21 protein-coding genes and 1 pseudogene are annotated in these 24,687 nt (G+C 61.5%); 18 read left to right on the top strand and 4 right to left on the bottom strand.

Features of this window, described 5'->3' with window-relative positions:
• The first annotated feature begins 142 nt into the window (after window positions 1–142).
• From AC1Z1G_RS05605 to AC1Z1G_RS05550, 12 genes and pseudogenes are all read left to right on the top strand, one after another.
• Complete coding sequence (locus tag AC1Z1G_RS05605) at window positions 143–1,057, top strand: LysR family transcriptional regulator (protein WP_347904363.1); 915 nt, start codon at window positions 143–145, stop codon at window positions 1,055–1,057.
• Between the two features lie 101 nt (window positions 1,058–1,158).
• Window positions 1,159–2,649 (top strand): gamma-aminobutyraldehyde dehydrogenase, encoded by a 1,491-nt coding sequence (locus tag AC1Z1G_RS05600; protein WP_483625547.1) that lies wholly within the window; start codon window positions 1,159–1,161, stop codon window positions 2,647–2,649.
• Window positions 2,650–2,735: 86 nt separating this feature from the next.
• The gene (gene ydcS / locus AC1Z1G_RS05595) at window positions 2,736–3,887 is read left to right on the top strand and encodes a putative ABC transporter substrate-binding protein YdcS (RefSeq protein WP_483625546.1); all 1,152 of its coding nucleotides are present in this window, start codon (window positions 2,736–2,738) and stop codon (window positions 3,885–3,887) included.
• A gap of 247 nt (window positions 3,888–4,134) precedes the next feature.
• The gene (locus tag AC1Z1G_RS05590; protein WP_483625545.1) at window positions 4,135–5,172 is read left to right on the top strand and encodes an ABC transporter ATP-binding protein; all 1,038 of its coding nucleotides are present in this window, start codon (window positions 4,135–4,137) and stop codon (window positions 5,170–5,172) included.
• 1 nt (window position 5,173) lies between these two features.
• Window positions 5,174–6,121: an ABC transporter permease gene (locus tag AC1Z1G_RS05585; protein ID WP_483625543.1), complete on the top strand. Its 948-nt coding sequence runs from the start codon at window positions 5,174–5,176 to the stop codon at window positions 6,119–6,121.
• Complete coding sequence (locus AC1Z1G_RS05580; RefSeq protein WP_483625542.1) at window positions 6,111–6,953, top strand: ABC transporter permease; 843 nt, start codon at window positions 6,111–6,113, stop codon at window positions 6,951–6,953. Before AC1Z1G_RS05585 ends, AC1Z1G_RS05580 begins: the two co-directional genes overlap by 11 nt.
• Before the next feature lie 178 nt (window positions 6,954–7,131).
• A complete protein-coding gene (locus AC1Z1G_RS05575; RefSeq protein ID WP_483625540.1) occupies window positions 7,132–8,556 on the top strand; it encodes a gamma-aminobutyraldehyde dehydrogenase in 1,425 nt (474 codons plus the stop codon).
• A 27-nt stretch (window positions 8,557–8,583) separates the two neighbouring features.
• A pseudogene (locus tag AC1Z1G_RS05570) lies at window positions 8,584–8,781 on the top strand (amino acid permease); the annotation flags it as partial.
• A gap of 62 nt (window positions 8,782–8,843) precedes the next feature.
• Entirely contained in the window at window positions 8,844–10,706 is a 1,863-nt protein-coding gene (locus AC1Z1G_RS05565) for an NAD(P)/FAD-dependent oxidoreductase (RefSeq protein ID WP_483625539.1), read from the top strand.
• A gap of 124 nt (window positions 10,707–10,830) precedes the next feature.
• The gene (locus tag AC1Z1G_RS05560) at window positions 10,831–11,325 is read left to right on the top strand and encodes a hypothetical protein (protein ID WP_483625538.1); all 495 of its coding nucleotides are present in this window, start codon (window positions 10,831–10,833) and stop codon (window positions 11,323–11,325) included.
• Window positions 11,315–11,740 carry a hypothetical protein gene (locus AC1Z1G_RS05555; protein ID WP_483625537.1) on the top strand — a complete coding sequence of 142 codons (426 nt, stop codon included), beginning with the start codon at window positions 11,315–11,317 and terminating at the stop codon, window positions 11,738–11,740. Before AC1Z1G_RS05560 ends, AC1Z1G_RS05555 begins: the two co-directional genes overlap by 11 nt.
• A 30-nt stretch (window positions 11,741–11,770) precedes the next feature.
• Window positions 11,771–12,781 carry a hypothetical protein gene (locus tag AC1Z1G_RS05550; protein ID WP_483625535.1) on the top strand — a complete coding sequence of 337 codons (1,011 nt, stop codon included), beginning with the start codon at window positions 11,771–11,773 and terminating at the stop codon, window positions 12,779–12,781.
• 64 nt (window positions 12,782–12,845) lie between these two features.
• On the opposite strand, the gene AC1Z1G_RS05545 is transcribed toward AC1Z1G_RS05550, so the two are convergent.
• Window positions 12,846–13,031 carry a hypothetical protein gene (locus AC1Z1G_RS05545; RefSeq protein WP_483625534.1) on the bottom strand — a complete coding sequence of 62 codons (186 nt, stop codon included), beginning with the start codon at window positions 13,029–13,031 and terminating at the stop codon, window positions 12,846–12,848.
• Here AC1Z1G_RS05545 and AC1Z1G_RS05540 point away from each other — a divergent pair.
• The 4 genes from AC1Z1G_RS05540 to AC1Z1G_RS05525 all read left to right on the top strand — a co-directional run bounded on the left by AC1Z1G_RS05540 (window position 13,030) and on the right by AC1Z1G_RS05525 (window position 16,940).
• On the top strand, window positions 13,030–13,167 hold the full coding sequence (locus tag AC1Z1G_RS05540; RefSeq protein WP_483625533.1) for a hypothetical protein: 138 nt from the start codon (window positions 13,030–13,032) through the stop codon (window positions 13,165–13,167). The genes AC1Z1G_RS05545 and AC1Z1G_RS05540 overlap by 2 nt on opposite strands.
• Window positions 13,168–13,310: 143 nt before the next feature.
• On the top strand, window positions 13,311–13,913 hold the full coding sequence (locus AC1Z1G_RS05535; protein WP_483625531.1) for a TetR/AcrR family transcriptional regulator: 603 nt from the start codon (window positions 13,311–13,313) through the stop codon (window positions 13,911–13,913).
• Window positions 13,910–15,115 carry a DUF418 domain-containing protein gene (locus AC1Z1G_RS05530; protein ID WP_483625529.1) on the top strand — a complete coding sequence of 402 codons (1,206 nt, stop codon included), beginning with the start codon at window positions 13,910–13,912 and terminating at the stop codon, window positions 15,113–15,115. Before AC1Z1G_RS05535 ends, AC1Z1G_RS05530 begins: the two co-directional genes overlap by 4 nt.
• A 184-nt stretch (window positions 15,116–15,299) precedes the next feature.
• Window positions 15,300–16,940, top strand: a complete 1,641-nt coding sequence (locus AC1Z1G_RS05525; protein ID WP_483625527.1) for a glucan biosynthesis protein D — start codon at window positions 15,300–15,302, stop codon at window positions 16,938–16,940.
• 204 nt (window positions 16,941–17,144) lie between these two features.
• Here AC1Z1G_RS05525 and AC1Z1G_RS05520 read toward each other — a convergent pair whose 3' ends face one another.
• The 3 genes from AC1Z1G_RS05520 to AC1Z1G_RS05510 form a co-directional block, all read right to left on the bottom strand.
• Entirely contained in the window at window positions 17,145–18,251 is a 1,107-nt protein-coding gene (locus AC1Z1G_RS05520; RefSeq protein ID WP_483625525.1) for an NADH:flavin oxidoreductase/NADH oxidase, read from the bottom strand.
• Between the two features lie 347 nt (window positions 18,252–18,598).
• On the bottom strand, window positions 18,599–20,308 hold the full coding sequence (gene recJ, locus AC1Z1G_RS05515; protein WP_483625523.1) for a single-stranded-DNA-specific exonuclease RecJ: 1,710 nt from the start codon (window positions 20,306–20,308) through the stop codon (window positions 18,599–18,601).
• 66 nt (window positions 20,309–20,374) lie between these two features.
• The gene (locus tag AC1Z1G_RS05510) at window positions 20,375–20,917 is read right to left on the bottom strand and encodes a YaeQ family protein (RefSeq protein ID WP_007897614.1); all 543 of its coding nucleotides are present in this window, start codon (window positions 20,915–20,917) and stop codon (window positions 20,375–20,377) included.
• 209 nt (window positions 20,918–21,126) lie between these two features.
• Here AC1Z1G_RS05510 and AC1Z1G_RS05505 point away from each other — a divergent pair, with 209 nt between their 5' ends.
• The gene (locus AC1Z1G_RS05505) at window positions 21,127–22,851 is read left to right on the top strand and encodes a hypothetical protein (RefSeq protein ID WP_483625521.1); all 1,725 of its coding nucleotides are present in this window, start codon (window positions 21,127–21,129) and stop codon (window positions 22,849–22,851) included.
• Window positions 22,852–22,958: 107 nt separating this feature from the next.
• Window positions 22,959–24,677: a tetratricopeptide repeat protein gene (locus tag AC1Z1G_RS05500; RefSeq protein WP_483625520.1), complete on the top strand. Its 1,719-nt coding sequence runs from the start codon at window positions 22,959–22,961 to the stop codon at window positions 24,675–24,677.
• Window positions 24,678–24,687: the final 10 nt, after the last annotated feature.

The following is a 24,687-nucleotide window of genomic DNA, read 5'->3' as shown; positions in this document are numbered from 1 at the left end:
AAAGTGCCCCGCCCTCGCCCGCAAGAGTGCTTCCAGATGTTGCTCACCTGTTGCCAACCGATCAGCACTCAGGCTTTGCCATCGATAAAAACGATATACACTCGGGCAAATCTATAAAAACAGCCCACCGGGTATTTTCACCATGATGACCTTGCGTCAGATCCGGCACTTCATTGCCGTGGCCGAAACCGGCTCGATTTCGGCCGCAGCCCAAGCGGTGTTCATTTCTCAATCCACGTTGACCCTGGCGATCCAGCAACTTGAGCAGGAGATCGGCGTCAACCTGTTCAACCGCCACGCCAAAGGCATGACCCTGACCCACCAGGGGCACCAGTTCCTGCGTCAGGCGCACCTGATTCTGGCCACCGTCGACAACGCCAAGCGCAGCCTGCAACAGAGCACCGACCAAGTCGCCGGCCAACTGATCGTCGGCGTGACCAGCCTGGTGGCCGGTTACTACCTGGCGGATCTGCTCACCCGCTTCCAGCGCGCTTACCCCAACGTCGACATCCGCGTGATGGAAGACGAGCGTCCGTACATCGAGCACTTGCTGGTCAGCGGCGAAATCGATGTCGGGGTGTTGATTCTGTCCAATCTCGAAGACCGCCACGCCTTGCAGACCGAGGTCCTCACCCACTCGCCCCATCGCCTGTGGCTGCCGGCCCAGCATCCGCTGCTGGAACACGACAGCATCAACCTCGCCGATGTCGCCCGCGAGCCGCTGATTCAATTGAATGTCGACGAGATGGACCGCAATGCCCAGCGCATGTGGTCAGCAGCCTCCCTGCAACCGCGCATCACCTTACGCACCGCCTCCACCGAAGCGGTGCGCAGCCTGGTGGCGGCCGGACTTGGGGTGTCGATCCAGCCGGACATGACTTACCGCCCGTGGTCGCTGGAAGGCGACATCATCGAGGCGCGCCCCCTCGCCGATCTGAGCCAGACCCTCGACGTGGGCCTTGCATGGCGCCGTGGTACCGCCCGCCCGGCGCTGGTCGACCCGTTCCTGACGGTTGCCCGGGAACAACCCCACGCCGGGCGCAAGCCATCTATTTAATCGAACGCCGCTTTCAGTATTTGGTATTTGTCGTCCTCAGCCCAGGCCTCTAGTCTCTACTTCAATAAGACAAGGTCGGGCCCCCAGTCACCGGGAGCACCATGGCCATACAAGAAAAGAGACCTCGAAAAATGACTGGCGCGCAGACTCCGTTGTTCACCGCATTACTGATCGATGGTGAATTGGTCGCAGGCCAGGGCTTTGTCGAGCCGATCCTCAACCCCGCCACCGGGGAAGTGCTGACCCACATCGCAGAAGCCAGCACCGAGCAGGTCGAAGCCGCCATTCTCGCCGCCCACCGGGCGTTTACCGGCTGGTCGCGCACCACGCCGCAGCAACGTTCGAACATCCTGTTGGCCATCGCCACTGCGGTGGAGAAACACGCCGACCTCCTTGCCCGCCTCGAATCGCTGAACTGTGGCAAACCCTTGCATCTGGCCCGCCAGGACGACTTGAACGCCACCGTCGATGTGTTCCGTTTCTTCGCCGGTGCCGTACGCTGCCAGACCGGCCAGCTCAGCGGCGAATACCTGCCGGGCTACACCAGCATGGTCCGTCGCGACCCGATTGGCGTGGTCGCCTCGATTGCACCGTGGAACTACCCGATCATGATGGCCGCGTGGAAAATCGCCCCGGCCCTCGCCGCTGGCAACACGCTGGTGTTCAAGCCCTCAGAACACACGCCGCTGTCGATCCTGGCCCTCGCCCCGATGCTGGCCGAGATCCTGCCGCGCGGGGTGATCAACATCATCTGCGGTGGCGGTGAAGGCGTCGGCAGCCATTTGGTCAGCCACCCGAAAGTGCGCATGGTCTCGCTGACCGGCGACATCGTCACCGGGCAGAAAATCCTCCAGGCCGCCGCCAAGACCCTCAAACGCACACACCTGGAACTGGGCGGCAAAGCCCCGGTGATCGTCTGCAACGACGCCGACCTGCAAGCCGTGGTCGAAGGCGTGCGCAGTTACGGCTATTACAACGCCGGGCAAGACTGCACCGCCGCATGCCGCATCTACGCCCAGGCGGGCATTCACGACAAGCTTGTGACTGAATTGGGTGCCGCGGTCAGCAGCCTGCGCTTTGCCGGCAAGCGCGACGCCGACAACGAGATCGGCCCGCTGATCAGCACCCGCCAACGCGACCGCGTGGCCAGTTTTGTCGAGCGCGCCCTCGGCCAGCCACACATCGAACGGGTGACCGGCGCCGCCGTGCATTCCGGTGCCGGTTTCTATTACCAGCCAACCCTGTTGGCCGGTTGCAAGCAGAGCGATGAAATCGTCCAGCGCGAAGTGTTCGGACCAGTGGTCACCGTGACCCGTTTCGAGGAACTGGAACAAGCGGTGGACTGGGCCAACGACTCGGAATACGGCCTGGCCTCCTCGGTCTGGACCCAGAACCTGGACAAGGCCATGCAGGTCGCGGCGCGGTTGCAATACGGCTGCACCTGGATCAACAGCCATTTCATGCTGGTCAGCGAGATGCCCCACGGCGGTTTGAAGCGCTCGGGTTATGGCAAAGACTTATCCAGCGATTCGCTCCAGGACTACAGCGTGGTGCGGCACATCATGGCGCGCCACGGCAATGACCTGAAATAACGGAACTAAGCTAATAAAAAGCCGAAAAGGCTCGCTCAATCACGTTCAAAACTGCCCCGACCATAATTAAAGAAGAGGGAAACCCCATGTTCGTGCACAAGACCGCACTGCTCAGTGCAATCACCACCGCGTTGCTGGCCAGCGCCAGCATTCAGGCCGCCGAACCGCTCAAAGCCGTGGGTGCTGGCGAAGGTCAGTTGGATATTGTTGCGTGGCCGGGCTACATCGAACGTGGCGAGAGCGACAAGAGTTACGACTGGGTGACCGGTTTCGAGAAAGAAACCGGCTGCAAGGTCAGTGTCAAAACGGCCGCCACCTCGGACGAGATGGTCAGCCTGATGGCCAAGGGCGGTTACGACCTGGTCACCGCGTCCGGTGACGCCTCGCTGCGGTTGATCGCTGGCAAGCGTGTGCAGCCGATCAATACGTCACTGATCCCGAACTGGAAAAACATCGACCCTCGCCTCAAGGACGGGCCGTGGTACGTGGTCAACAAACAGGTGTATGGCACGCCTTATCAGTGGGGCCCGAACGTGCTGATGTACAACACCAACGTGTTCAAAGAAGCGCCCACCAGTTGGAGCGTGGTGTTCGACGCACAAAACCTGCCGGACGGTAAAGCCAACAAGGGTCGCGTGCAGGCCTATGACGGCCCGATCTACATCGCCGACGCGGCGCTGTACCTCAAGTCGACCAAACCGGAACTGGGTATCCAGAACCCTTACGAACTGACCGAAACCCAGTACAAGGCCGTGCTCGACCTGTTGCGCGCCCAGCAACCGTTGATCCACCGCTACTGGCATGACGCGACCGTGCAAATGAGCGACTTCAAGAACGAAGGCGTCGTGGCCTCCAGCACCTGGGGCTACATGGTCAACGGCCTGCAAACCGACAAGCAGCCCGTGGCCTCGACCATCCCGAAAGAAGGCGTCACGGGTTGGGCCGACACCACCATGCTGCACGCCGAGGCCAAGCACCCCAACTGCGCCTACAAGTGGATGGACTGGTCGCTGCAACCCAAAGTCCAGGGCGACGTAGCGGCCTGGTTCGGCTCGCTGCCAGCGGTACCGGCAGCCTGTAAGGGCAGCGAACTGCTGGGCGCCGAAGGGTGCAAAACCAACGGGTTCGACCAGTTCGACAAAATCGCCTTCTGGAAAACCCCGCAGGCCGAGGGCGGCAAGTTCGTGCCGTACAGCCGCTGGACCCAGGACTACATCGCGATCATGGGCGGTCGTTAAAAGTCATTCCGGTAGCTACTGCGCGTCGACCAGCCGCGCCCAGGCAGTGCTCGCATCCTCACGTACTGACGTACGCTGCGGGTGCTGCGCGCTGGCCGGACACGGCTGATCACCGCTCGCTACGCTCCCGAAACGACTTTGCCTATTCCACGCTTTGTCAAAAACAAAGCTGATTTTCGAATGACTGATTTTCAGAAGTCCAGGCCGGGCCGCTGCGACGACCCTCGCCTTTTTGGAGCACCGCACCATGACGCTTGCAGTCCAGTTCACCAACGTTTCCCGTCAGTTCGGCGAAGTGAAAGCCGTAGACCGGGTTTCCATCGACATCCAGGACGGCGAGTTCTTTTCCATGCTCGGCCCTTCCGGCTCGGGCAAAACCACTTGCCTGCGGCTGATCGCCGGTTTCGAACAGCCGAGCGCCGGTTCGATCCGTATTCACGGGGCTGAAGCGGCCGGTTTACCGCCCTACCAGCGCGACGTGAACACCGTGTTCCAGGATTACGCGTTGTTCCCGCACATGAACGTTCGCGACAACGTCGCTTACGGTTTGAAGGTCAAGGGTGTCGGCAAAACCGAGCGCCTCAAGCGCGCCATCGATGCCCTCGAGATGGTTGCCCTTGGCGGTTACGGCGACCGTAAACCCGTGCAACTGTCCGGCGGCCAGCGCCAGCGCGTGGCCCTGGCCCGCGCGCTGGTCAATCGTCCGCGCGTGCTGTTGCTCGATGAGCCGTTGGGTGCACTGGACCTGAAGCTGCGCGAGCAAATGCAAGGCGAGCTGAAGAAGCTCCAGCGCCAGCTCGGCATCACGTTCATCTTCGTCACCCACGACCAGACCGAGGCGCTGTCGATGTCCGACCGCGTGGCGGTGTTCAACAAGGGCCGCATCGAACAGGTCGACACCCCGCGCAACCTGTACATGAAACCCGCCACCACCTTCGTTGCCGAGTTCGTCGGCACCTCCAACGTGATTCGCGGTGATCTGGCGCAACAACTGAGCGGCCACTCACAGCCGTTTTCGATCCGCCCGGAACACGTGCGTTTCGCCGAAGGCCCCAAGGCCAGCCATGAAATCGAAGTCAGCGGCCTGCTCCACGATATTCAGTATCAGGGCAGCGCCACGCGTTACGAGATGAAGCTTGAAAACGGCCAGACCCTGAACATCAGCCAGGCCAACAACCAATGGCTGGACATCAGCACCCAGCATCAAACCGGCCAGCGCATCAGCGCACGCTGGGCTCGCGAGGCGATGATCCCGCTGCACGACACCGTTGCGAGCGGGGTGTGAGATGAACACCTTGACCATGACGCACACTCCGTCGGGCGGCTCGCCGCTGCGCCGGTTTTCCAACCTGCTGTATCGCCGGCCCAACCTGTACCTGGCGATGCTGCTGGTGCCGCCGCTGATCTGGTTCGGCGCGATCTACCTGGGCTCGTTGCTGACACTGCTGTGGCAGGGTTTCTACACCTTCGACGATTTCACCATGTCGGTCACGCCCGAGCTGACCCTAGCGAACTTCGCGGCACTGTTCAACCCGTCCAACTTCGACATCATCCTGCGCACCTTGAGCATGGCCATCGTGGTGTCGATTGCCAGCGCCATCGTCGCATTCCCCATCGCCTACTACATGGCGCGCTACACCACCGGCAAGACCAAGGCGTTTTTCTACATCGCGGTGATGATGCCGATGTGGGCCAGTTACATCGTCAAGGCTTATGCCTGGACACTGCTGCTGGCCAAGGGCGGCGTGGCGCAATGGTTCGTCCAGCACCTGGGGCTGGAGCCGGCGTTGCAGTTCGTACTGGGAATTCCGGGCGTGGGCGGCAGCACCTTGTCGACCTCCCATCTGGGGCGTTTCATGGTGTTCGTCTACATCTGGCTGCCGTTCATGATCCTGCCGATCCAGGCCTCGCTGGAACGTCTGCCACCGTCCTTGCTGCAAGCCTCCGCCGACCTGGGCGCCAAGCCACGGCAAACCTTCATGCAGGTGATTCTGCCGCTGACGGTCCCGGGCATTGCGGCCGGCTCGATCTTCACCTTCTCGCTGACCCTGGGTGACTTCATCGTGCCGCAACTGATCGGTCCGCCAGGTTACTTCGTCGGCAGCATGGTGTACGCCCAGCAAGGCGCCATCGGCAACATGCCGATGGCCGCCGCCTTCACGCTGGTGCCCATCGTGCTGATCGCCATTTACCTGTCCATCGTCAAACGCCTGGGGGCCTTCGATGCGCTCTGATTCAAGAAAAAAAGAGTCGGTAAAACAGGGCGACTCAGCGTCCCTGGGCCTGAAAATCGCAGCCTGGGGCGGGTTGGCGTTCCTGCACTTCCCGATCCTGATCATCTTCCTGTACGCCTTCAACACCGAAGACGCGGCGTTCAGCTTTCCGCCCCAGGGTTTCACCCTGAAGTGGTTCAGCGTGGCGTTCTCGCGGCCCGACGTGCTGGAAGCGATCAAGCTATCGGCAGAGATTGCCGCTATTGCCACCGTGATTGCCATGGTCCTGGGCACCCTTGCATCGGCAGCGCTGTACCGACGTGAGTTCTTTGGCAAGCAGGGCATTTCGCTGATGCTGATCCTGCCGATTGCGCTGCCGGGGATCATCACCGGTATCGCGCTGCTGGCGACCTTCAAGACGCTGGGCATCGAGCCCGGAATGTTCACCATCATCGTCGGCCATGCGACCTTCTGTGTGGTGATCGTCTACAACAACGTCATCGCCCGGTTGCGCCGTACTTCGCACAGCTTGATCGAGGCCTCAATGGACCTGGGGGCCGATGGCTGGCAAACCTTCCGCTACATCGTCCTGCCGAACCTGGGCTCGGCGCTGCTGGCCGGCGGCATGCTGGCGTTTGCGCTGTCGTTCGACGAAATCATCGTCACCACCTTCACCGCCGGCCACGAACGCACCTTGCCGCTGTGGTTGCTCAACCAGCTCAGCCGACCGCGCGATGTACCGGTGACCAACGTGGTGGCGATGCTGGTGATGATCGTGACCATGCTGCCGATTCTCGGCGCCTATTACCTGACACGCGGCGGCGAAAGCGTCGCGGGCAGTGGCGGAAAATAACTGACAACGACCACTCCCTGTAGGAACCGGTTCTAATGTGGGAGCGGGCTTGCTCGCGAAAGCGGTGTATCAGCCAACATCAATTTTGAATGTAATGGCCCCTTCGCGAGCAAGCTCGCTCCCACATTAGATCCGGTTCCGACAGAGGAAAAACAACAGTTTCGAAGAGGACAAAACCATGCAAACCAAACTGCTGATCAACGGCCAGCTTGTCGACGGCGAAGGCCCTGCCCAACCGGTGCTCAACCCCGCGCTAGGCAGTGTGCTGGTCGAAATCAACGAAGCCAGCGAAGCCCAGGTCGACACCGCCGTGCGCGCAGCCGATGCGGCGTTCGAAGGCTGGTCCCAGACCCCGCCGAAAGACCGCTCGCTGCTGCTGCTCAAACTCGCCGACGCCATCCAGGCTCATGGCGAAGAACTGGCCAAACTGGAATCGGACAACTGCGGCAAACCCTACAGCGCGGCGTTGCACGATGAGATCCCGGCGATTGCCGATGTGTTCCGTTTCTTCGCCGGCGCCAGCCGTTGCATGAGCGGCATGGCCGGTGGTGAATACCTGCCGGGCCACACGTCGATGATCCGCCGCGACCCGGTGGGCGTGGTCGCCTCCATCGCGCCGTGGAACTACCCGCTGATGATGGTCGCCTGGAAAATCGCCCCGGCCCTCGCTGCCGGTAATACCGTGGTGCTCAAGCCGTCGGAGCAAACCCCGTTGACCGCCCTGCGGCTGGCGGAACTGGCATCGGAGATTTTCCCGGCCGGCGTGCTCAACCTGGTGTTCGGTCGAGGCCCTACGGTCGGTAACCCGCTGGTCACCCACCCGAAAGTACGCATGGTGTCGCTGACCGGTTCCATCGCCACGGGCTCGCACATCATTTCCAGCACCGCCAACAGCGTCAAACGCATGCACATGGAGCTGGGCGGCAAAGCCCCGGTGATCATCTTCGACGACGCCGACATCGACGCTGCCGTGGAAGGCATCCGCACCTTCGGTTTCTACAACGCCGGGCAAGATTGCACGGCCGCCTGCCGCATCTATGCGCAACAAGGCATCTACGAGAAATTCGTCGAAAAACTCGGCGCTGCCGTCAGCACCCTCAAGTACGGCTTGCAGGACGACCCTGCCACCGAACTCGGCCCGTTGATCACCGCCCAGCACCGCGACCGCGTGGCCGGTTTTGTCGAGCGTGCAGTCGCGCAGCCGCACATCCGCTTGATCACGGGCGGTAAAGCTGTGGAAGGCAATGGCTTCTTCTTCGAACCCACCGTGCTGGCAGACGCCCAGCAAGACGACGAAATCGTCCGCCGTGAGGTGTTCGGGCCGGTCGTGTCCGTGACTCAATTCACTGATGAAGCGCAGGTACTGGGTTGGGCCAACGATTCGGACTACGGCCTGGCGTCCTCGGTGTGGACCGCCGATGTCGGCCGCGCCCACCGCCTCGCCGCCCGCTTGCAGTACGGTTGCACCTGGGTGAACACCCACTTCATGCTGGTCAGCGAAATGCCCCACGGCGGTCAGAAACTGTCCGGCTATGGCAAGGACATGTCCATGTATGGACTGGAGGACTACACCACCGTGCGGCATGTGATGTTCAAACACTAAAAAAAGTATCGCAGGATCGCCGTCCGGGGTCTGGCGGTTAACATCGGCGCGCTGGTCGATGGTGTCACCTGGCCACGCACGCCGGATGCGGCGTGGTACATCAACTACGCCATGGTCCTGAGCACCGCCATCGTGATTGGCCTTGGGCTGCTCTACATGTGGCTTGGCAAACCTTATGACCATGGCACCGCCCCTACCGGCGACGCCTGGAAAATCAGCCGGTAACAGCAGCGCCTCTGGCTCATGCCGGGTCAGAGGCGACCTACAACAACAAGCAAGGATTGAACATGGACATCACCCGCCGCGACTTCCTCAACGGCGTCGCCATCAGCATTGCCGCCGGCATGACTCCCCTGCAACTGCTTCAGGCCGCCCCCGACGGCCGTTACTACCCGCCAGCCCTCACCGGATTGCGCGGCAGCCACGTTGGCTCCTTCGAAATCGCCCATCAAATGGGCTGGGAGAAAAAGACCTTCGACACCGATCACCTGCCCATCAGTGAAGAGTACGACCTGGTGGTGGTCGGCGGTGGCTTGAGCGGTCTGTCGGCGGCGTGGTTCTACCGTGAGAAACATCCGCAAGCGCGCATCCTGATTCTGGAAAACCATGACGACTTTGGCGGCCACGCCAAGCGCAATGAATTCTCGGCCGGTGGACGGATGATCCTCGGCTATGGCGGCAGCGAAGCCTTCCAGTCGCCCAACCACCTCTACAGCAAGGAAGTGAACGGTCTGCTGAAAAATCTCGGGGTGAACATCAAACGCTTCGAGACAGCCTTCGACCGTCAGTTCTACCCAGGCCTGGGGCTTTCCCGTGCGGTGTTCTTCGACAAGGAGAACTTCGGCGAAGACAAACTGGTTACCGGCGACCCGACCCCGATGGTCGCCGACGACATCGCCCCGGACCAGTTGCACGCCCGTGCCATCGACGACTTCATCAACGATTTCCCGCTGCCGCCCTCCGACCGTGAAGCCCTGATTGCCCTGCACAAGGCGCCTCGGGATTACCTCGCGGGCAAGACCCTTGAAGAGAAAAGCACCCACCTGGAAAAAACCAGTTACCGGGACTTTCTGCTGAAGGACGTCGGGTTATCGGAAGGCGCAGTGAAGTACTTCCAGAGCCGGACCAACGACTTCATGGCCCTGAGCATTGACGCCGTGGCAGCGGCCGACGCCTACAACGTTGGTTTCCCGGGTTTCAGCGCGATGAATCTGAAACCCCTGAGCGAAGAAGCCAAGGCTGAAATGGATGAGCCCTACATCTATCACTTCCCGGACGGCAACGCGTCGCTGGCACGTTTGCTGGTACGCAGCCTGATCCCGGCCGTGGCACCCGGGCACACCATGGACGACATCGTCCTGGCGCCATTCAACTACGCCAGACTCGACCAGCCGAAAACCCCGATACGCATTCGTCTCAACAGCACGGTGGTCAACGTGCACAACGTCGGCAACGCCGTGAACATCGGCTACAGCCGTGGCGGACAGCTCAGCCAGGTGCGCGGTAAACACTGCATCATGGCTTGCTACAACATGATGATTCCGTACTTGCTGCGTGATTTGTCCGCAGAGCAATCCCACGCCCTGAGCCAGAACGTGAAATTCCCGCTGGTGTACACCAAAGTGGTGATCCGCAACTGGCAGTCGTTCCAGACACTCGGCGTGCATGAGATCTACGCCGCCACCCAGCCCTACAGCCGGATCAAGCTCGACTACCCGGTGAGCATGGGCGGTTACGACCACCCCAAAGACCCGAGCCAACCGATCGGCCTGCACATGGTCTACGTACCCACCAGCCCCAACAGCGGCATGAATGCCCGCGATCAGGCCCGTGCCGGCCGGGGGCGTTTGTACGGGCAGACGTTCGAAGTGCTCGAAGCGCAACTGCGCGACCAGTTGCAGCGCATGCTCGGCCCGGGTGGTTTTAACCATGAGACCGACATCCTGGCGATCACCGTCAACCGCTGGTCCCACGGCTATGCGTATTTCTCCAACAGCCTGTACGACGACTCCGATGAGAGCGAGAAACTCATGAACCTGGCGCGCAAACCCGTAGGACGAGTCAGCATCGCTAACTCGGACGCCGCGTGGAGCGCCTACGCCCATGCGGCGATTGATGAGGCGCACAGAGCCGTCGCAGAAGTGAGCTAAGGCCTGTCTACACCGTGCCCGAACGGAGTCGGGCACGGTGTTGCCTCGGCAGTGATCTGGATATGCGCCGCGAGTTGCGGCACTATCCGCCGCTTGAAAGCTGCCACACCGCAAGGATGCCCCAATGCCCCCGCAACACCCCGCCCCAAAAACGGTGCCTGATGGTTTTCAGGGCAGCGTTTTCCCACCCCCGCCGCTCATGAGCCGCGACACCCAGAACCGATTGTTTTCGGCACTGTTGGTGCACCTGCTGGCGGTGCTGTTGTGGGTGGCGATCCAGTACTTTGGCGTTGGCCTTTACCAGTCATGGTTTGGCGCGATCAAACGCGAGATCAGCCTGGGCATTCTGATGTGGACATTGTTCTGGGTGTTTTGCCTGTTCAACCTGCTGATCGCGCTGATCCCGTACCTGAGTATCAAACTGACCCTGGTGGCCATCGAGTTGCTACTCACCGTGTGGGGCTACTTTCCCCAGAACCCCATCCGTGGGTACATCTACTGTGCGTTGATCATCGTTCTGTCGGCAGGCGCCATTTACGCCGCCCGCGTGCTGCACCGCCATTGCACCGCCAGGGACCTGGCCTGCGGATTGAAAGAAGAGGTCCGCGATGAAACGTAGCGCACTGTGCCTCGGACTGCTGCTGGGCAGTGTCGGCAACTGCCTGGCCATGAGCCTGGAAGAGCAATTCAGTGGCCTGGCCACCTGCAGCATCGAAAATGTCTACCTCGACGCCGTCACCCTGAAACCTCGCGGCGAGTACTTCACCGAGCGCAACCTGGAACCGTGCCGCATGGACGAGGCTGCGCATTATTGCCTCAGCGAACGCTTTCACGGGCTTAAGGTGAGCAGCATCGTCATCCCGTTTCGCGGGCCGTTTTCCGTCCATGGATTGTTCCTGAGCGCCAGCGTCGAGACGGTTCGCAAAACCCTCGGCCCGGACTACGACGGCGATGGCCTCAGCCAACCGATCCTGGCCAAAGACCCGAAAAACCCTGAAGGCGCGATGCTGTACTGCGACCCGCAAAGTCAATAATTCGCCCACTCCTGAGTGATGGATCCCTCGATGAACCCGCTTTTTTCCCTCAACACCCTGCGCCTGAAGCTGTTCGGTCTGATGCTGTGCACGGCCGTGTCCACTCCGGCCCTTGCGGCGGAACCGGGCTGCCCGTCCGAGGATTTGCCGACCTTCGTCAAAGCTTTTTCCGTCAGCCCCGAACTGCAAAAAGCCTACACCGCCACGCCGGTGACCGAGCAACGCGTGGCCTATGACGACAAAGCCTACCCGATCACCCTCCGCCACAAAGTGCCCGCACTGAAACCCGGCGCCCTGGCATTGCTCGACCCCGAGGCGCAGGCCAAGGCCGGTTTGAAAACCTTCTGGGTCGACGAAGGGACGTTGGTGGTCCACGACACGCTGGGGGATGTCTTGCAGGCCTTCGTGTTCAAGAAAAACACCTGCTGGAACCTAGTGCGCTTCGAGGAATGGTCGGTCGAAAGCCTGCTCAACGAACACGTGCCGGCCAACGAAACAGCGCTGCAGCGCGAAATGCGCAAAGCCGATATCTATCAAGGCTATGGCTCGCGGGAAACTTACCTGCTGACCCAGTACTTTTTCGTCCTGGCCCAACTGATCGACTTGCACGCCGCTGAACAAGGCTCCAGCGACGGGGCAACCAACGCGATCCGCCTGGGCTACTCCGGGATGTCACCCGAGATGGAGCCGGCGCTGATCGAAAAGCTGCTGCTGACCCACGCGGACAAGGACGAGACCGCAGCCAGCATGCTCTCGTATTTCTATTGCGATCATGGCGACACCGAGTACCGAGGCCCTTGCCAGGACCCGGGAAAATCCAAAGAAACCCTGATCAGGGCCATCAAAAAATTCGATTCGGGAGAGCTCTACTCCTCCCTGGCTTACAACCTGATGGACGAAAATCGGGGAACACCCGACATGCCTCGAGGGCTGGCCTGTCTTCAGGAAGCCGTAAAACGGGGACACGATGAAAGCCTCGGCACGCTCGCGCGTCTGATCAAAACAGGCGACGTACCACAACCGGGTGCAACCTGCCTCTGATCGACGCGCCCAGGCAATGACGCCAGCGGTGGGCTTGTGCCCACCGACTGGAGACACCGGAACGTCAAAACCGCGAAACGCTGCGCATCGCATCCACCAGATAGCGCATGGCGATCCGGTCACTCTCCGACAACGCGCGGTACTGCTCCACCAACTTCAACTCTTCAGGGCTGAGGCGCCGTGTTCGGCGCGACATGTTCACGCCTGAAAAAAAACCCAGAAAACCGGTAATACCCTGCGCTTTTGCCATGGACGATGTTCCTCTGCTTGAAAACCAATACCTGCGCGACTGCATCGCCCTGCACACCGTTGAGCCACAACCGGAACACACCGAACTGTTGCTCAAGACACCGCTCCCCAAGGGCCAGGCCCGGTCTTGTTGCTAAGAATAGGAAGGTTTGAGCTGCCGGGAGCGATTTTTAGAGTAATTAGTCAAAAATATATAAACGCTTATTTGAATCGCCCCACTTGCCAGGCCGGGCATGCACGGCTTAAGTTGAGTGACCACTCAATTAATAAATAAGACCCCATGCGCCCGATCAACCCTCAGCAACGTGAACTCAAACGCTCCGCCCTGCTGGATGCCGCTTCCCGGTGTTTTGCCCAGGCGGGTTTCGTCGCCACGCGCACGGCTGACATTTGTGCCGCTGCCGGAATGAGCGCGGGCAACCTGTTTCATTACTTCAGCAGCAAGCACGAATTGCTGCTGGCGCTGGTCACGCGTGAAGGTGAGGACATCCGTCAGGCCATGGCCGCGCTGGCCGAGGCAGCCGACCCGATGGCGGCGCTGAAGGTGTTTATCGATGAGGTCTGCCAGTTGGCCTGCGACCATCACTACGCCGGCCTGGCCCTGGAGATTTCCGCGCTGGGGCATCGCGACGAGGCCGTGGCGCGGCTGGTCAAGGCCAATGACCTGGCGCTGCGCGAAGGTCTCACGGCACTGGTGCGTGCCGCCGATGCGGCCGGGCAATTGCACACACCATTGAGCCCCGAACAAGCAGCCACCTGGCTGGCCACCCTGATCGACGGCATGTTCGCCCGGGTTGCCGCCGACCCCGACTTCCACCCCCAAGCCCAGGCCGATGTACTGCAAGGCCTGGTGATTCATCTTCTGCAAGGATGCGCCCGATGACCGCCATTGCACCTGCAATTCCCTCGGTCAACACCGCCAAGGCCAGGCTGGAACACGTCGATGCCCTGCGCGGGTTTGCCCTGTTCGGCATTCTGGCGGTGAACATCTGGGCGTTCGCCGATCCCTTCTACGGCACCGAAGCCACCAGCCGGTTCTACGACCATGGCCTGGATCGCTTCATCCACCTGCTGACGTCGACGTTTTTCGAAACCAAGTTCTACCTGCTGTTTTCCTTTCTGTTCGGCTACAGCTTCACCCTGCAAATGGCCTCGGCCGAACGCGCCGGCGCTGCCTTCGTGCCGCGCATGCTGCGCCGCCAGATGACCTTGCTGGTGATCGGCGTGCTCCACGGTTTGCTGTTGTTCCACGGCGAGATTCTGTCGATCTACGCCCTGCTCGGCCTGGTCCTGCTGCTGGGCCGTCACCTGAAGCCGCGCACGGCAGTGATCATCGCACTGGGCCTGACACTCACCGCATGCAGCCTGTTGATCGCCCTCGGGGGGCTGACCATGGCCAGCGGCGACCTGTTCGACAACCTGATATTGAGCAGCAACCCGGCACTGAACGCCTTCCACGCCGGGCCACTGAGCACGCTGGCCTACCATGTCGAGCAACTGGTCCCCACGCAGTTGTTCCTCTGGCTGATTCAGGGGCCGAGCGCGTTGGCCATGTTCCTGCTCGGCTACGCGGCCGGTCGGCGACTGTGGCTGGTCGAACCCTATGGGTTTGCAGCCTATGAGCCACTGCTGTTGAAGATTGCACTGCCGCTCGGGCTGAGCGGGGCGCTGTTTTATGGACTGGTCGCGGTGCTGGCTCCGGGTGCTGGCCTGGAGTTGCTGGCCTTCGGCATTGGCGAACTGACCGCGCCGTTGCTGGCGGCGGCCTATGCAGTGCTGATGCTGCGCTGGTTTCGCACGCCGGGTGGTCAGCGGCTGTCGGCACAACTGGCGCCCATGGGCCGGATGTCCCTGAGTAACTACATCCTGCAATCACTGATACTCGGCTTGCTGTTCAGCGGTTACGGGTTACGGCTGATGAATGAACTGCCGTCCCTGATGGTGTTGCTGCTGGTAGCGCTGATTTTCATCCTGCAACTGTGGATAAGCGCCCACTGGATGCGCCGCCATCAATACGGGCCGATGGAGTGGCTGCTGCGCTCGGCAACCCTGCTGACCTGGCCCCACTGGCGTCGGGCCTCCTGAGCCGCTTCGTCGGTGTTTTTCACGCAATGCAAGCCAATCATTTTTCGAGTTATTTCGAACGCTTTATCTTATCCGGCATCTGTTTAGAATCCGATGCGTTTGGCCGAGGGCTTGTCCGAACCTCTAATTTTGATTCGTCACGCCGCCAGGAACGCGGCGGGATCATCCACCACAGGTTGTCCCTATGCACCGCAGGAACTTGCTGAAAGCCTCCATGGCCATCGCAGCCTACACCGGCCTTTCGGCCTCCGGACTGTTGGCCGCGCGCGCCTGGGCCGGCACCGGGACCGCCGATGGCGAAACCCAGGCCTTTGACTTCGAAGCCTTGAAGGCCCAGGCCAAACAGCTGGCCGGCAAGCGTTACGTCGATACCAAGCAAGTGTTACCGCCGACCCTGGCAAACATGACGCCGCAGAACTTCAATGCCATCCAGTACGACGCCAGCCATTCCCTGTGGAATGACCTGAACGGTCAACTCGACGTGCATTTTTTCCATGTCGGCATGGGCTTCAAGCAACCGGTGCGCATGCACAGCGTTGACCCCAGGACCCGTCAGGCGCGGGAGGTGCATTTCCGTCCGCCGCTGTTCAATTACCAGAACACCAGCGTCGACACTTCCCAGCTCAAGGGCGACCTGGGGTTTGCCGGGTTCAAGCTGTTCAAGGCCCCGGAGCTGGATAAGCACGACGTGGTGTCGTTCCTCGGCGCCAGCTACTTCCGCGCTGTGGATAACACCGGCCAGTACGGTTTGTCGGCCCGTGGCCTGGCCATCGACACCTACGCCAAAAAGCGCGAAGAGTTTCCGGACTTCACCCAGTTCTGGTTCGAGACGCCGGACAAGGACAGCACTCGATTCGTGGTCTACGCCCTGCTCGACTCGCCGAGCGCCACTGGCGCTTACCGCTTCGATATCGACTGCCAGGCCACTCAGGTGGTGATGGCCATCGACGCCCACGTCAACGCACGCACCGCCATCGAGCAACTGGGCATCGCGCCGATGACCAGCATGTTCAGCTGCGGCACCTACGAGCGGCGCATGTGCGACACCATTCACCCGCAGATCCACGACTCGGATCGGCTGGCCATGTGGCGCGGCAATGGCGAATGGATCTGCCGCCCGCTGAACAACCCGGCGACCTTGCAGTTCAACGCCTTCGCCGACAAGGACCCGAAAGGGTTTGGCCTGGTGCAGACCGACCACGAATTCGACAGTTATCAGGACACCGTCGACTGGTACAGCAAGCGTCCGAGCCTATGGGTCGAACCGACCACCGCATGGGGCGAAGGCTCGATCGACCTGCTGGAAATCCCGACCACGGGCGAAACCCTGGACAACATCGTGGCCTTCTGGACCCCGAAGACACCGGTGGCCGCTGGCGACTCGCTGAACTACGGCTACAAACTCTACTGGAGCGCCCTGCCACCGGTCGGCACACCGCTGGCGCGGGTCAACGCGACCCGTTCAGGCATGGGCGGTTTCACCGAGGGCTGGGCACCGGGCGAGCATTACCCGAAAGTCTGGGCGCGGCGCTTTGCGGTGGACTTCACCGGCGGCGGCCTGGATCGGCTGCCATCGGGTACCGGCATAGAACCGGTGGTCACGGCGTCGAATGGCGAGGTCAAGGACTTCAACGTGCTGGTGCTCGATGACATCAAGGGTTATCGAATCACCTTCGACTGGTTCCCGACCAACGACAGCGTAGAGCCAGTGGAACTGCGGCTGTTCATCCGTACCCATGACCGGACATTGAGCGAGACCTGGCTGTACCAGTACTTCCCGCCTGCGCCGGACAAACGCAAGTACCCGGAGTGGCCGGGGGCATAAGGCCGCGGCGCCAGGGCTGGCCCCTTCGCGAGCAAGCCCGCTCCCACATTGGATCCTCATGAGACACAGATTCTGTGTATGACAAAGATCAACTGTGGGAGCGGGCTTGCTCGCGAAGACGGCCGAACAGCCAACCAATATCCCGACGCAGAAACGCCAAAGCCCCGCCCCACCTGGCCGGGGCATTTTGTTTTACAGCAACCTTCAATCCCGCAAATCCGACTCATGGATTGGCTGATCACGGCTCGTCGCCCGTTGATACTGCGCCGGCCAGATCGCTTTGCGCCCGCCCAGGTCATCGTCGGCATGCAAGGGCCAGTACGGATCACGCAGCAGCTCGCGGGCCAGCAGAATGATGTCGGCCTGACAGGTGCGCAAAATATGCTCGGCCTGCGCCGGTTCAGTGATCAAACCGACAGTGCCGGTGGCAATCCCCGACTCCTTGCGCACGCGCTCGGCAAACCGTGTCTGGTAACCCGGCCCGGTGGGAATCTCGGCGTTTGCCGCCGTGCCACCGGACGACACGTCGATCAGGTCCACCCCCATCGCTTTCAAGCGCCGCGCCAATTCCACGGTTTCGTCCGGGTTCCAGCCATCCTCGACCCAGTCAGTGGCCGATACGCGCACAAACAAGGGTAACTCTTCAGGCCAGACCGCACGCACCGCTTCGGTGACTTCCAATACCAGACGAATACGGTTTTCAAAAGAACCGCCGTACTGATCGCGGCGCTGGTTGCTTAGCGGTGACAGGAACTGGTGCAACAAGTAACCGTGGGCAGCATGCACTTCGACCACTTTGAAACCTGCGGTCAGCGCACGTTTGGCCGACTCGACGAACGCCTGAATCACCTCGGCGATTTGCGCCTCGGTCAATTGCGTGGGCGGCGTGTGCTCCGGGTCAAAAGCAATCGGTGAAGGGCCGACCGGCGTCCAGCCACCCTCCGCGGGTTTGACACTGCCGTGCTTGCCCAGCCAGGGCCGGTGAGTACTGGCCTTGCGCCCGGCATGGGCCAGTTGAATGCCGGCCACGGCGCCCTGGGCAGTGATGAAACGCGTGATGCGTTGCAACGGTTCGATCTGTTCGTCGTTCCACAAGCCCAGGTCCTGGGCGGTGATGCGACCGTCGGCGGTGACGGCCGTGGCTTCGGTAAAAATCAGCCCGGCGCCGCCCACGGCCCGACTGCCGAGGTGTACCAGATGCCAGTCATTGGCCAGCCCATCGACGCTGGAGTATTGGCACATCGGCGACACCGCGATGCGGTTGAGCAGGGTCAATTGGCGAAGGGTATAGGGTTCAAGCAGCAGACTCATGGGGCACCTCTCAAATCAGTGGGCAGGCTCCAGGGTTCTGTTTGAAAAGTCGACGAGTGACAGGAAAGGATGCAGCACCCGCCCCCGCGGGCAAAAATTCGACAAGACGTCACAAGGCCAATCAAGCAGTGCTTAGAGCCTAGTCGACATCGGCAGATGAGGGAGGGATCAAGAATTGAAACCTCCAAAGTTTGGGGTTAGCGCGAACCTGTGGCGAGGGTGCTTGCTCCCGCTCGGCTGCGCAGCAGTCGTAAAACCATTCACCAATTTGCGTCAGACAAAACGCATTTAGGGGCGCTCCGCGCCCCAGCGGGAGCAAGCTCCCTCGCCACAAAAGCATCCTGCCTCTAACGCGGTTCGATGTGGGCGATCATCAACTGCACCGTCTCGTTCCCACGGAACTCGTTGACGTCGAGTTTGTAGGCCAGTTCGACCCAGCGAATGGTCGGGTTCGGCCAGACGTCACGGTCGATGCCGAAGGCGATCCCGTCGAGTTTCACCGAACCGCACTCGCTTTTGAGCACGACCTTGAGGTGACGCTCACCGACCACCCGCTGCTCGACCAACTGGAACACGCCGTGAAACAGTGGCTCGGGGAAGTGCTGGCCCCAGGGACCGGCATGCCGCAGGGCGCGGGCCAGTTCCAGGTGAAACTCTTCAACCGCCAGCGAACCGTCCGACTGCAAGCGCCCGGTCAGGTCGTCTTCGCACAACTGGCGACGCACCTCGGCATCGAACGCCTCGGCGAACGCCGGGAAGTTCTGCTCCGGCAGCGACAACCCGGCCGCCATGGCGTGACCGCCAAACTTGCTGATCAGTGTCGGGTGTTTGGCGGCGACCGCATCCAGTGCATCGCGAACATGAAACCCCGGCACCGAGCGTGCCGAGCCTTTGAGCATGCCGTCACCGGCGTCGGCAAACGCGATGGTCGGGCGGTGGTAACGCTCTTTCAAGCGTGAGGCGAGAATCCCGATTACGCCCTGGTGCCAATCGGCGTCGAACAGGCACAGGCCGAACGGCATCGATTCCACCGGCAAATCCTTGAGCTGGGCCAGGGCTTCGCGCTGCATGCCTTGCTCGATGGATTTGCGGTCCTGGTTCAGTTCGTCCAGCTGCACCGCCATTTCCCGTGCCGAAGCCGGGTCTTCGCTGAGCAGGCATTCGATGCCCAGGCTCATGTCGTCCAGACGCCCGGCAGCGTTCAAGCGGGGGCCGAGGATGAACCCCAGGTCAGTGGAGGTGATGCGCGAAGGGTCCCGCTTGGCCACTTCAAGGATCGCCTTGAGCCCCGGCCGGGCGCGACCGGCACGGATTCGTTCAAGGCCCTGATGCACCAGAATGCGGTTGTTGGCATCCAGCGGCACAACGTCGGCCACGCTGCCGAGTGCCACCAGGTCCAGCAACTCGCCGATGTTCGGTTGTGGCGTGCGCTCATACCGGCCAAGGCTGCGCAACCGCGCGCGCAGGGCCATCAGCACGTAGAAGATCACCCCGACGCCGGCCAATGCCTTGCTCGGAAACTCACAGCCAGGCTGGTTCGGATTGACGATGGCATCGGCCGCCGGCAATTCGTGGCCCGGCAAGTGGTGGTCGGTCACCAACACCGTCAACCCCGCCGCTTTCGCCGCTGCCACGCCTTCGACGCTGGAGATGCCGTTATCCACGGTGATCAGCAACTGCGGCTGACGCTCCAGCGCCACCGCGACGATTTCCGGGGTCAGGCCGTAGCCGTATTCAAACCGGTTGGGCACTAGGTAATCGACGTGGGCCGCCCCAAGCAAACGCAGGCCCAGCAGGCCCACGGTACTGGCCGTGGCGCCGTCGGCGTCGAAGTCGCCGACGATCAGAATCCGCTGGCGCTGATCCAGCGCCACCACCAGCAAATCCACTGCCGCCTCGATCCCCTTGAGCTGCTGATACGGAATCAAGCGCGCCAGGCTCTTGTCCAGTTCAGCCTCCGACTTCACCCCCCGCGCCGCATACAGACGGGTCAGCAATGGCGGCAAATCACCAAGAAACGGCAGGGTGGCGGGCAACAGACGAGGTTCGATACGCATGGGGCGGCAGCTACTTCCTTTAAAGAGGTGGAGCGAAACGGAACGGTGCAGACACGCGGCGAAAAATCAGCCGCGCTCGCCGCTCAGCCATTGCAACTGGACTTCGTGCTGACCACGGTCGTCGGTGACGAAAATCGTCCCTTCGCTGATCATCACGTCCCACTTGATGACGCGGGGCATGTCCTTGGCCAGGGTTTCCAACACTTCCTGAGGCACGGCGGCGATGTGCACGTTTTTCAGGTTTTTGATCGCCGGGATCACTTTGGTTTCCCAGACGCGCAGGCTGCCGTAGGCCAGCAGGCTGGTGCGTTCGGTGCGACGCGAGCACCAGGTCAGGCGATCGGCGTCGGGCTGGCCGACTTCGATCCAGTGCAGGACACGGTCATCCAGGCTTTTTTCCCACAGGGCGGGCTCATCCACGTCCGACAGACCGCGACCGAAAGATAACTGCTCGTTGTACCAGAAGGCGTAGGCCAGCAACCGCACGGTCATGCGCTCTTCGGTTTCCGAAGGGTGACGGGCGATGGTCTGCTTCACGCTCTCGTAGACACTGCGGTCAAGGTCGGTGAGGTTCAGTTCAAACTTGTAGGTGGTGGACGGCTGTGCCATGTGTGGGCTTCTTGGTTATGCGAAAAGGCGGCAAGTCTAACCCGAAACCCGTCGCCCTGCCCGGCCACTGACCGCAGGGCCTGCCTGCCAATACTCGAAAAGTCCGGCCCTTGAGGGTTGCCAGGTTGACCCCGGACCTTTATAAACCCCGCGCGGTTCAGGCGGCGCGCGACGTGTAGGCCAACCCGCGACCAACAGGAAAGGAAACCATGGAAGTATTTGCAGGTAGTGTCATCGTCATCGCCGTGTTGGCGGCCTACTTCTTTTATCGGCACAAAAAGGCCCAGGCCCTGCGCCTGACGCCGATGGAAGTCGCGCAGATCAACCGGGTCATGATGTTTGCCACAACCAGCCCGTTGCTCGCCCTGGAAGTGGCCCAACGCCTGGACGGCCATGCCCGACAACAGGCCCTGCAATACGTCGCCCCGCCATTGGTCAGTGTCGGTCACCGTCAGGAAGGCTTACAGGCCTTGGCTGAACTCAACAAAACCAACGCGCCCGAAGCCCTCAAGGACGTTGTGCAAGTGCTGCTCGACCAGGGTGACCACGTGGCCGCGCAGACCCTGCTGGAGCAAAACGCCGCCAAGTGGCCAATCGACGGGCATATCACCTACATCAAGCTTCAGATCGCCAAAGGCGAGACGGAGACGGCCCGCAAGACCCTGGAGATGGTCTGTAGCCTGCAAGAGTCCTCCGGGGTCGACATGTTGTCGAGCACCGACTGCCTGCGCATCGCGCCTTTACAGCGTCAGTTCGGCATGACCAACGCTGCGGCCCTGAGCATTGCCTGGGCCTGGGCCACCTTGCAGGAGCCGGACGGAAGACGGCGACCGGACACGCTGAAGGCCATGCTGCGCGAGTACTACGAACAGGACGGCACCACGCGGGTTATCGAACTGGCCCAGCAACTCGGTGAAGGCGACAAAGTTATCGCCGCCAGTGTTCTGTTCGAAGTCGGTGACCTGGAGTCGGCCTTCGTCCTGTTTGGCGAAGCCGGCCGGCACATGCTTTACGGCACCTACGACGAACTGCTGAACCTTGCCCTCGACGCCAACCAGTTGGACAAGGCCATGCGCCTGATTGATTTCGTGCCTGAATTCGAGAAGGACGAACTGCTGCTGAGCCTGATGAGCTGGCACGCGCAACGTGGCGAAACCCGTGAAGCCGAAACCTTGCTGAACACGCGGATCCAATCCCCCGAGCAGCGTCTGGAACTGCAACTCAGGCTGGTCATGCTCAGCCACGAGTGCCAACCACAGTGGAGCGCCACGTTGCTGGCCCAGGCACCGCAACGGCTGGAGCCGCTGCGCGGTGGGGAGAACGACGCCTGGTATCGCCTGCTGATCCTGGAAGCCCAGTTGCAAGCCCAGGCTTGCCTGCCCGAGTTGCGCCGAGACAGCGGCTTGATCGGCCGTAACCTTGAGGAAATCGAACGGATCAACCAGGACCTGAACCTGGAAGAAACACTGGATCGCTTCTGCGCCCAGGCCACGCTGCTGCACCGGCTCGGCCAGAGCACCGCCGCCGTCCAGCGCCTGGACAAGTTGGTCGAACAGCTCAAGGGCAGCGAGGACCCCGACCGGGATGAAATCGAGCTGCAATACGACCTGGACCGCGTCGCGCTGGTCTACCTGGACATCGACCACCCTGCCCAAGCCATCGCCCTGCGTGACGAGTTGCGCGAACAAGAGGGATACGACTGCCATGAACTGTCCCAAGGCATTGTGCTCAACCATATCGGGCACCAGCGCTTCGCCGAAGCGATCAGCGCCCTCGACATCAGCGTGCTGTTAGGTGGGAAAAACCTGCTGACGCCACTGCACCAGGCCCTGCAACAGTTGCAGAAGCAGGCACCGGGCCGTGCTCGCGAAGTGCATGAACAACTGCTCGACACCCTGATCAACAGCCCGCTGACCCCACGCGTTTCGGCGTAACGCCGCCCCATCACCGAGAGGGTCGCCCCGCGACCCTGCCAACAGCCGGCGCGCTGCCTCCGTCAGCGCCACCCGGACCTGATACCACTCCGCAGGAAAGCACAATCATGGAAGTTTTTATCGGCTTGATTTTCATTGTTGGCATGGTGGCGCTGTTTTTTGCGTTCTCCTCCAACAAGACCAATGACCTGGGCATCACCATGGACGAAGCGGCGCAAATCAACCGCGCCGCCAATCTCGCCGTCATCGAGCCGCAGGTTGCGCTGCAACTGGCCCAGCGCCTGAACGGCAACGCCCGACAACTGGGGCTGTTCCAGATGCCCGCCGCGCTGTTCAAGAAAGGTGATCAGCAGCGCGCCCTGCAAGTGCTCGGCGAACTCGATGACACCTACAGGCCCATGGCACTGAACCGTCTGCTGGATACTCTGCTGGGCAATAATGACGACGAGGCCGCCCTCGCGCTGCTGAAGAACCTCGGTGAACCACTGCCGTCGGCGCCCTTGCTGCGCATCGCGCTGCTGCACGCCAGCGGTGAGCCGGAACAGGCCCGTGAGTTGCTGGTGACGTTTGGCATCGCCCAGGAAAACCAGCTCGGCGAGAAGCTGTCGTCCAGCGAGACCCTGCGACTGGCCAGTCTGCAACAGCGTTTCGACCTGCGCGATGAAGCCGTTGCCAGTCTCATCCGAGCCTGGAACCTGCTGGTGCAGCAACCTTCGCCCTTCGGTGACAGTGTCGACATGGAGGCCGTGCTGCGCGGACACATCGAACTGGGCATGGCGTCACACCTAGACGATCTGATCCAGCCGTTGTCCGGAGAAAACAGAACGGTCGGCGTGGCCTTGCTGATGGAAATCGGCGCCTTCGACCGGGCCCTGGCCATGCTGGAAAACACCGATGATCCGCAGACAGAGATCAGCTACCCGCGCCTGCTGGATCTGGCCTTGCACGCCCAACAGCCAGAATTTGCTCGACAGCTAGTCGAGCGGGCACCCGACCTTGACACCAGTGACATGCTCCTGACCTTGCTCCGCTGGCACGCCGACCGAGCAGAAACAGCCATCGCCGAGACCACGCTGCATGCTTGCGCGAACTCGCTCTCCGTGCGTATGTGGTGCCTGGTCAGCCTTTGGGGCAGCTACCTCGACACCCAGCCACAGTGGTGCGAGAGCCTGCTGCGCCAGCTCATGCTGGAGCTCGAAGACAAGCGCGGCGACGAGGATTGGTCGTGGATGCGCCTGCTGGTGCTGGAGACGCAGCTACAGGTGCAAAGCAACCTGCCCGACCTGAGCCGCGACAGCTGGATGATCCGCACCACCCTGGAGGAAATTGCCACCCTCACCGCGCAACTTGAACCGAGCGAGCAGTTGATAAGGTCGGGGGTCCGGGCCAACCTGATGTACAGCCTGGGACAGCATCAGGAAGCCACGGCCCTGCTCGACCAGACCCTACAACGACTGGAGGATGAGCCAACACTGGATGCCGAGGAAAAACCCCTCTACCTGACCAGCCTTGCCCTGAGTTACCTGCACATCGGCCAGCCCGACACCGCCACACGCCTGCGTGATCGCGCAGCACAGATGTCCGGCTACGTTGGTCACGTGTCACAGGCACTGCTGGCCAGCCACATCCGGCACGAACGATTCGATGAGGCGATCAGCGAGCTAGGCACGAACACCTTGTTCATCGAGGAAAACCCGCTGCAACAACTGCATCAGGCGTTGGAAACCCTCGGCCAACGCGACCCCGAGCAGGCCAGCGTCCTGCGCTGCAAACTGATTGACCGCGTCGGCGGGGATCAGGCCTGGGGCCATCCCAGCGCGGCGTAAGCCCTCCAGT

The sequence above is a fragment of the Pseudomonas sp. JL27(2026) genome, assembly GCF_056933555.1.
Note: the sequence above shows the minus strand (reverse complement) of the source record. Positions and strands in the feature narration are given on the sequence as shown.

Coding starts and splice junctions, on each gene's coding strand:
- AC1Z1G_RS05605 (WP_347904363.1), top strand. CDS start 143: ATGATGACCTTGCGTCAGATCCGGCACTTCATTGCCGTGGCCGAAACC.
- AC1Z1G_RS05600 (WP_483625547.1), top strand. CDS start 1,159: ATGGCCATACAAGAAAAGAGACCTCGAAAAATGACTGGCGCGCAGACT.
- ydcS (WP_483625546.1), top strand. CDS start 2,736: ATGTTCGTGCACAAGACCGCACTGCTCAGTGCAATCACCACCGCGTTG.
- AC1Z1G_RS05590 (WP_483625545.1), top strand. CDS start 4,135: ATGACGCTTGCAGTCCAGTTCACCAACGTTTCCCGTCAGTTCGGCGAA.
- AC1Z1G_RS05585 (WP_483625543.1), top strand. CDS start 5,174: ATGAACACCTTGACCATGACGCACACTCCGTCGGGCGGCTCGCCGCTG.
- AC1Z1G_RS05580 (WP_483625542.1), top strand. CDS start 6,111: ATGCGCTCTGATTCAAGAAAAAAAGAGTCGGTAAAACAGGGCGACTCA.
- AC1Z1G_RS05575 (WP_483625540.1), top strand. CDS start 7,132: ATGCAAACCAAACTGCTGATCAACGGCCAGCTTGTCGACGGCGAAGGC.
- AC1Z1G_RS05565 (WP_483625539.1), top strand. CDS start 8,844: ATGGACATCACCCGCCGCGACTTCCTCAACGGCGTCGCCATCAGCATT.
- AC1Z1G_RS05560 (WP_483625538.1), top strand. CDS start 10,831: ATGCCCCCGCAACACCCCGCCCCAAAAACGGTGCCTGATGGTTTTCAG.
- AC1Z1G_RS05555 (WP_483625537.1), top strand. CDS start 11,315: ATGAAACGTAGCGCACTGTGCCTCGGACTGCTGCTGGGCAGTGTCGGC.
- AC1Z1G_RS05550 (WP_483625535.1), top strand. CDS start 11,771: ATGAACCCGCTTTTTTCCCTCAACACCCTGCGCCTGAAGCTGTTCGGT.
- AC1Z1G_RS05540 (WP_483625533.1), top strand. CDS start 13,030: ATGGACGATGTTCCTCTGCTTGAAAACCAATACCTGCGCGACTGCATC.
- AC1Z1G_RS05545 (WP_483625534.1), bottom strand. CDS start 13,031: ATGGCAAAAGCGCAGGGTATTACCGGTTTTCTGGGTTTTTTTTCAGGC.
- AC1Z1G_RS05535 (WP_483625531.1), top strand. CDS start 13,311: ATGCGCCCGATCAACCCTCAGCAACGTGAACTCAAACGCTCCGCCCTG.
- AC1Z1G_RS05530 (WP_483625529.1), top strand. CDS start 13,910: ATGACCGCCATTGCACCTGCAATTCCCTCGGTCAACACCGCCAAGGCC.
- AC1Z1G_RS05525 (WP_483625527.1), top strand. CDS start 15,300: ATGCACCGCAGGAACTTGCTGAAAGCCTCCATGGCCATCGCAGCCTAC.
- AC1Z1G_RS05520 (WP_483625525.1), bottom strand. CDS start 18,251: ATGAGTCTGCTGCTTGAACCCTATACCCTTCGCCAATTGACCCTGCTC.
- recJ (WP_483625523.1), bottom strand. CDS start 20,308: ATGCGTATCGAACCTCGTCTGTTGCCCGCCACCCTGCCGTTTCTTGGT.
- AC1Z1G_RS05510 (WP_007897614.1), bottom strand. CDS start 20,917: ATGGCACAGCCGTCCACCACCTACAAGTTTGAACTGAACCTCACCGAC.
- AC1Z1G_RS05505 (WP_483625521.1), top strand. CDS start 21,127: ATGGAAGTATTTGCAGGTAGTGTCATCGTCATCGCCGTGTTGGCGGCC.
- AC1Z1G_RS05500 (WP_483625520.1), top strand. CDS start 22,959: ATGGAAGTTTTTATCGGCTTGATTTTCATTGTTGGCATGGTGGCGCTG.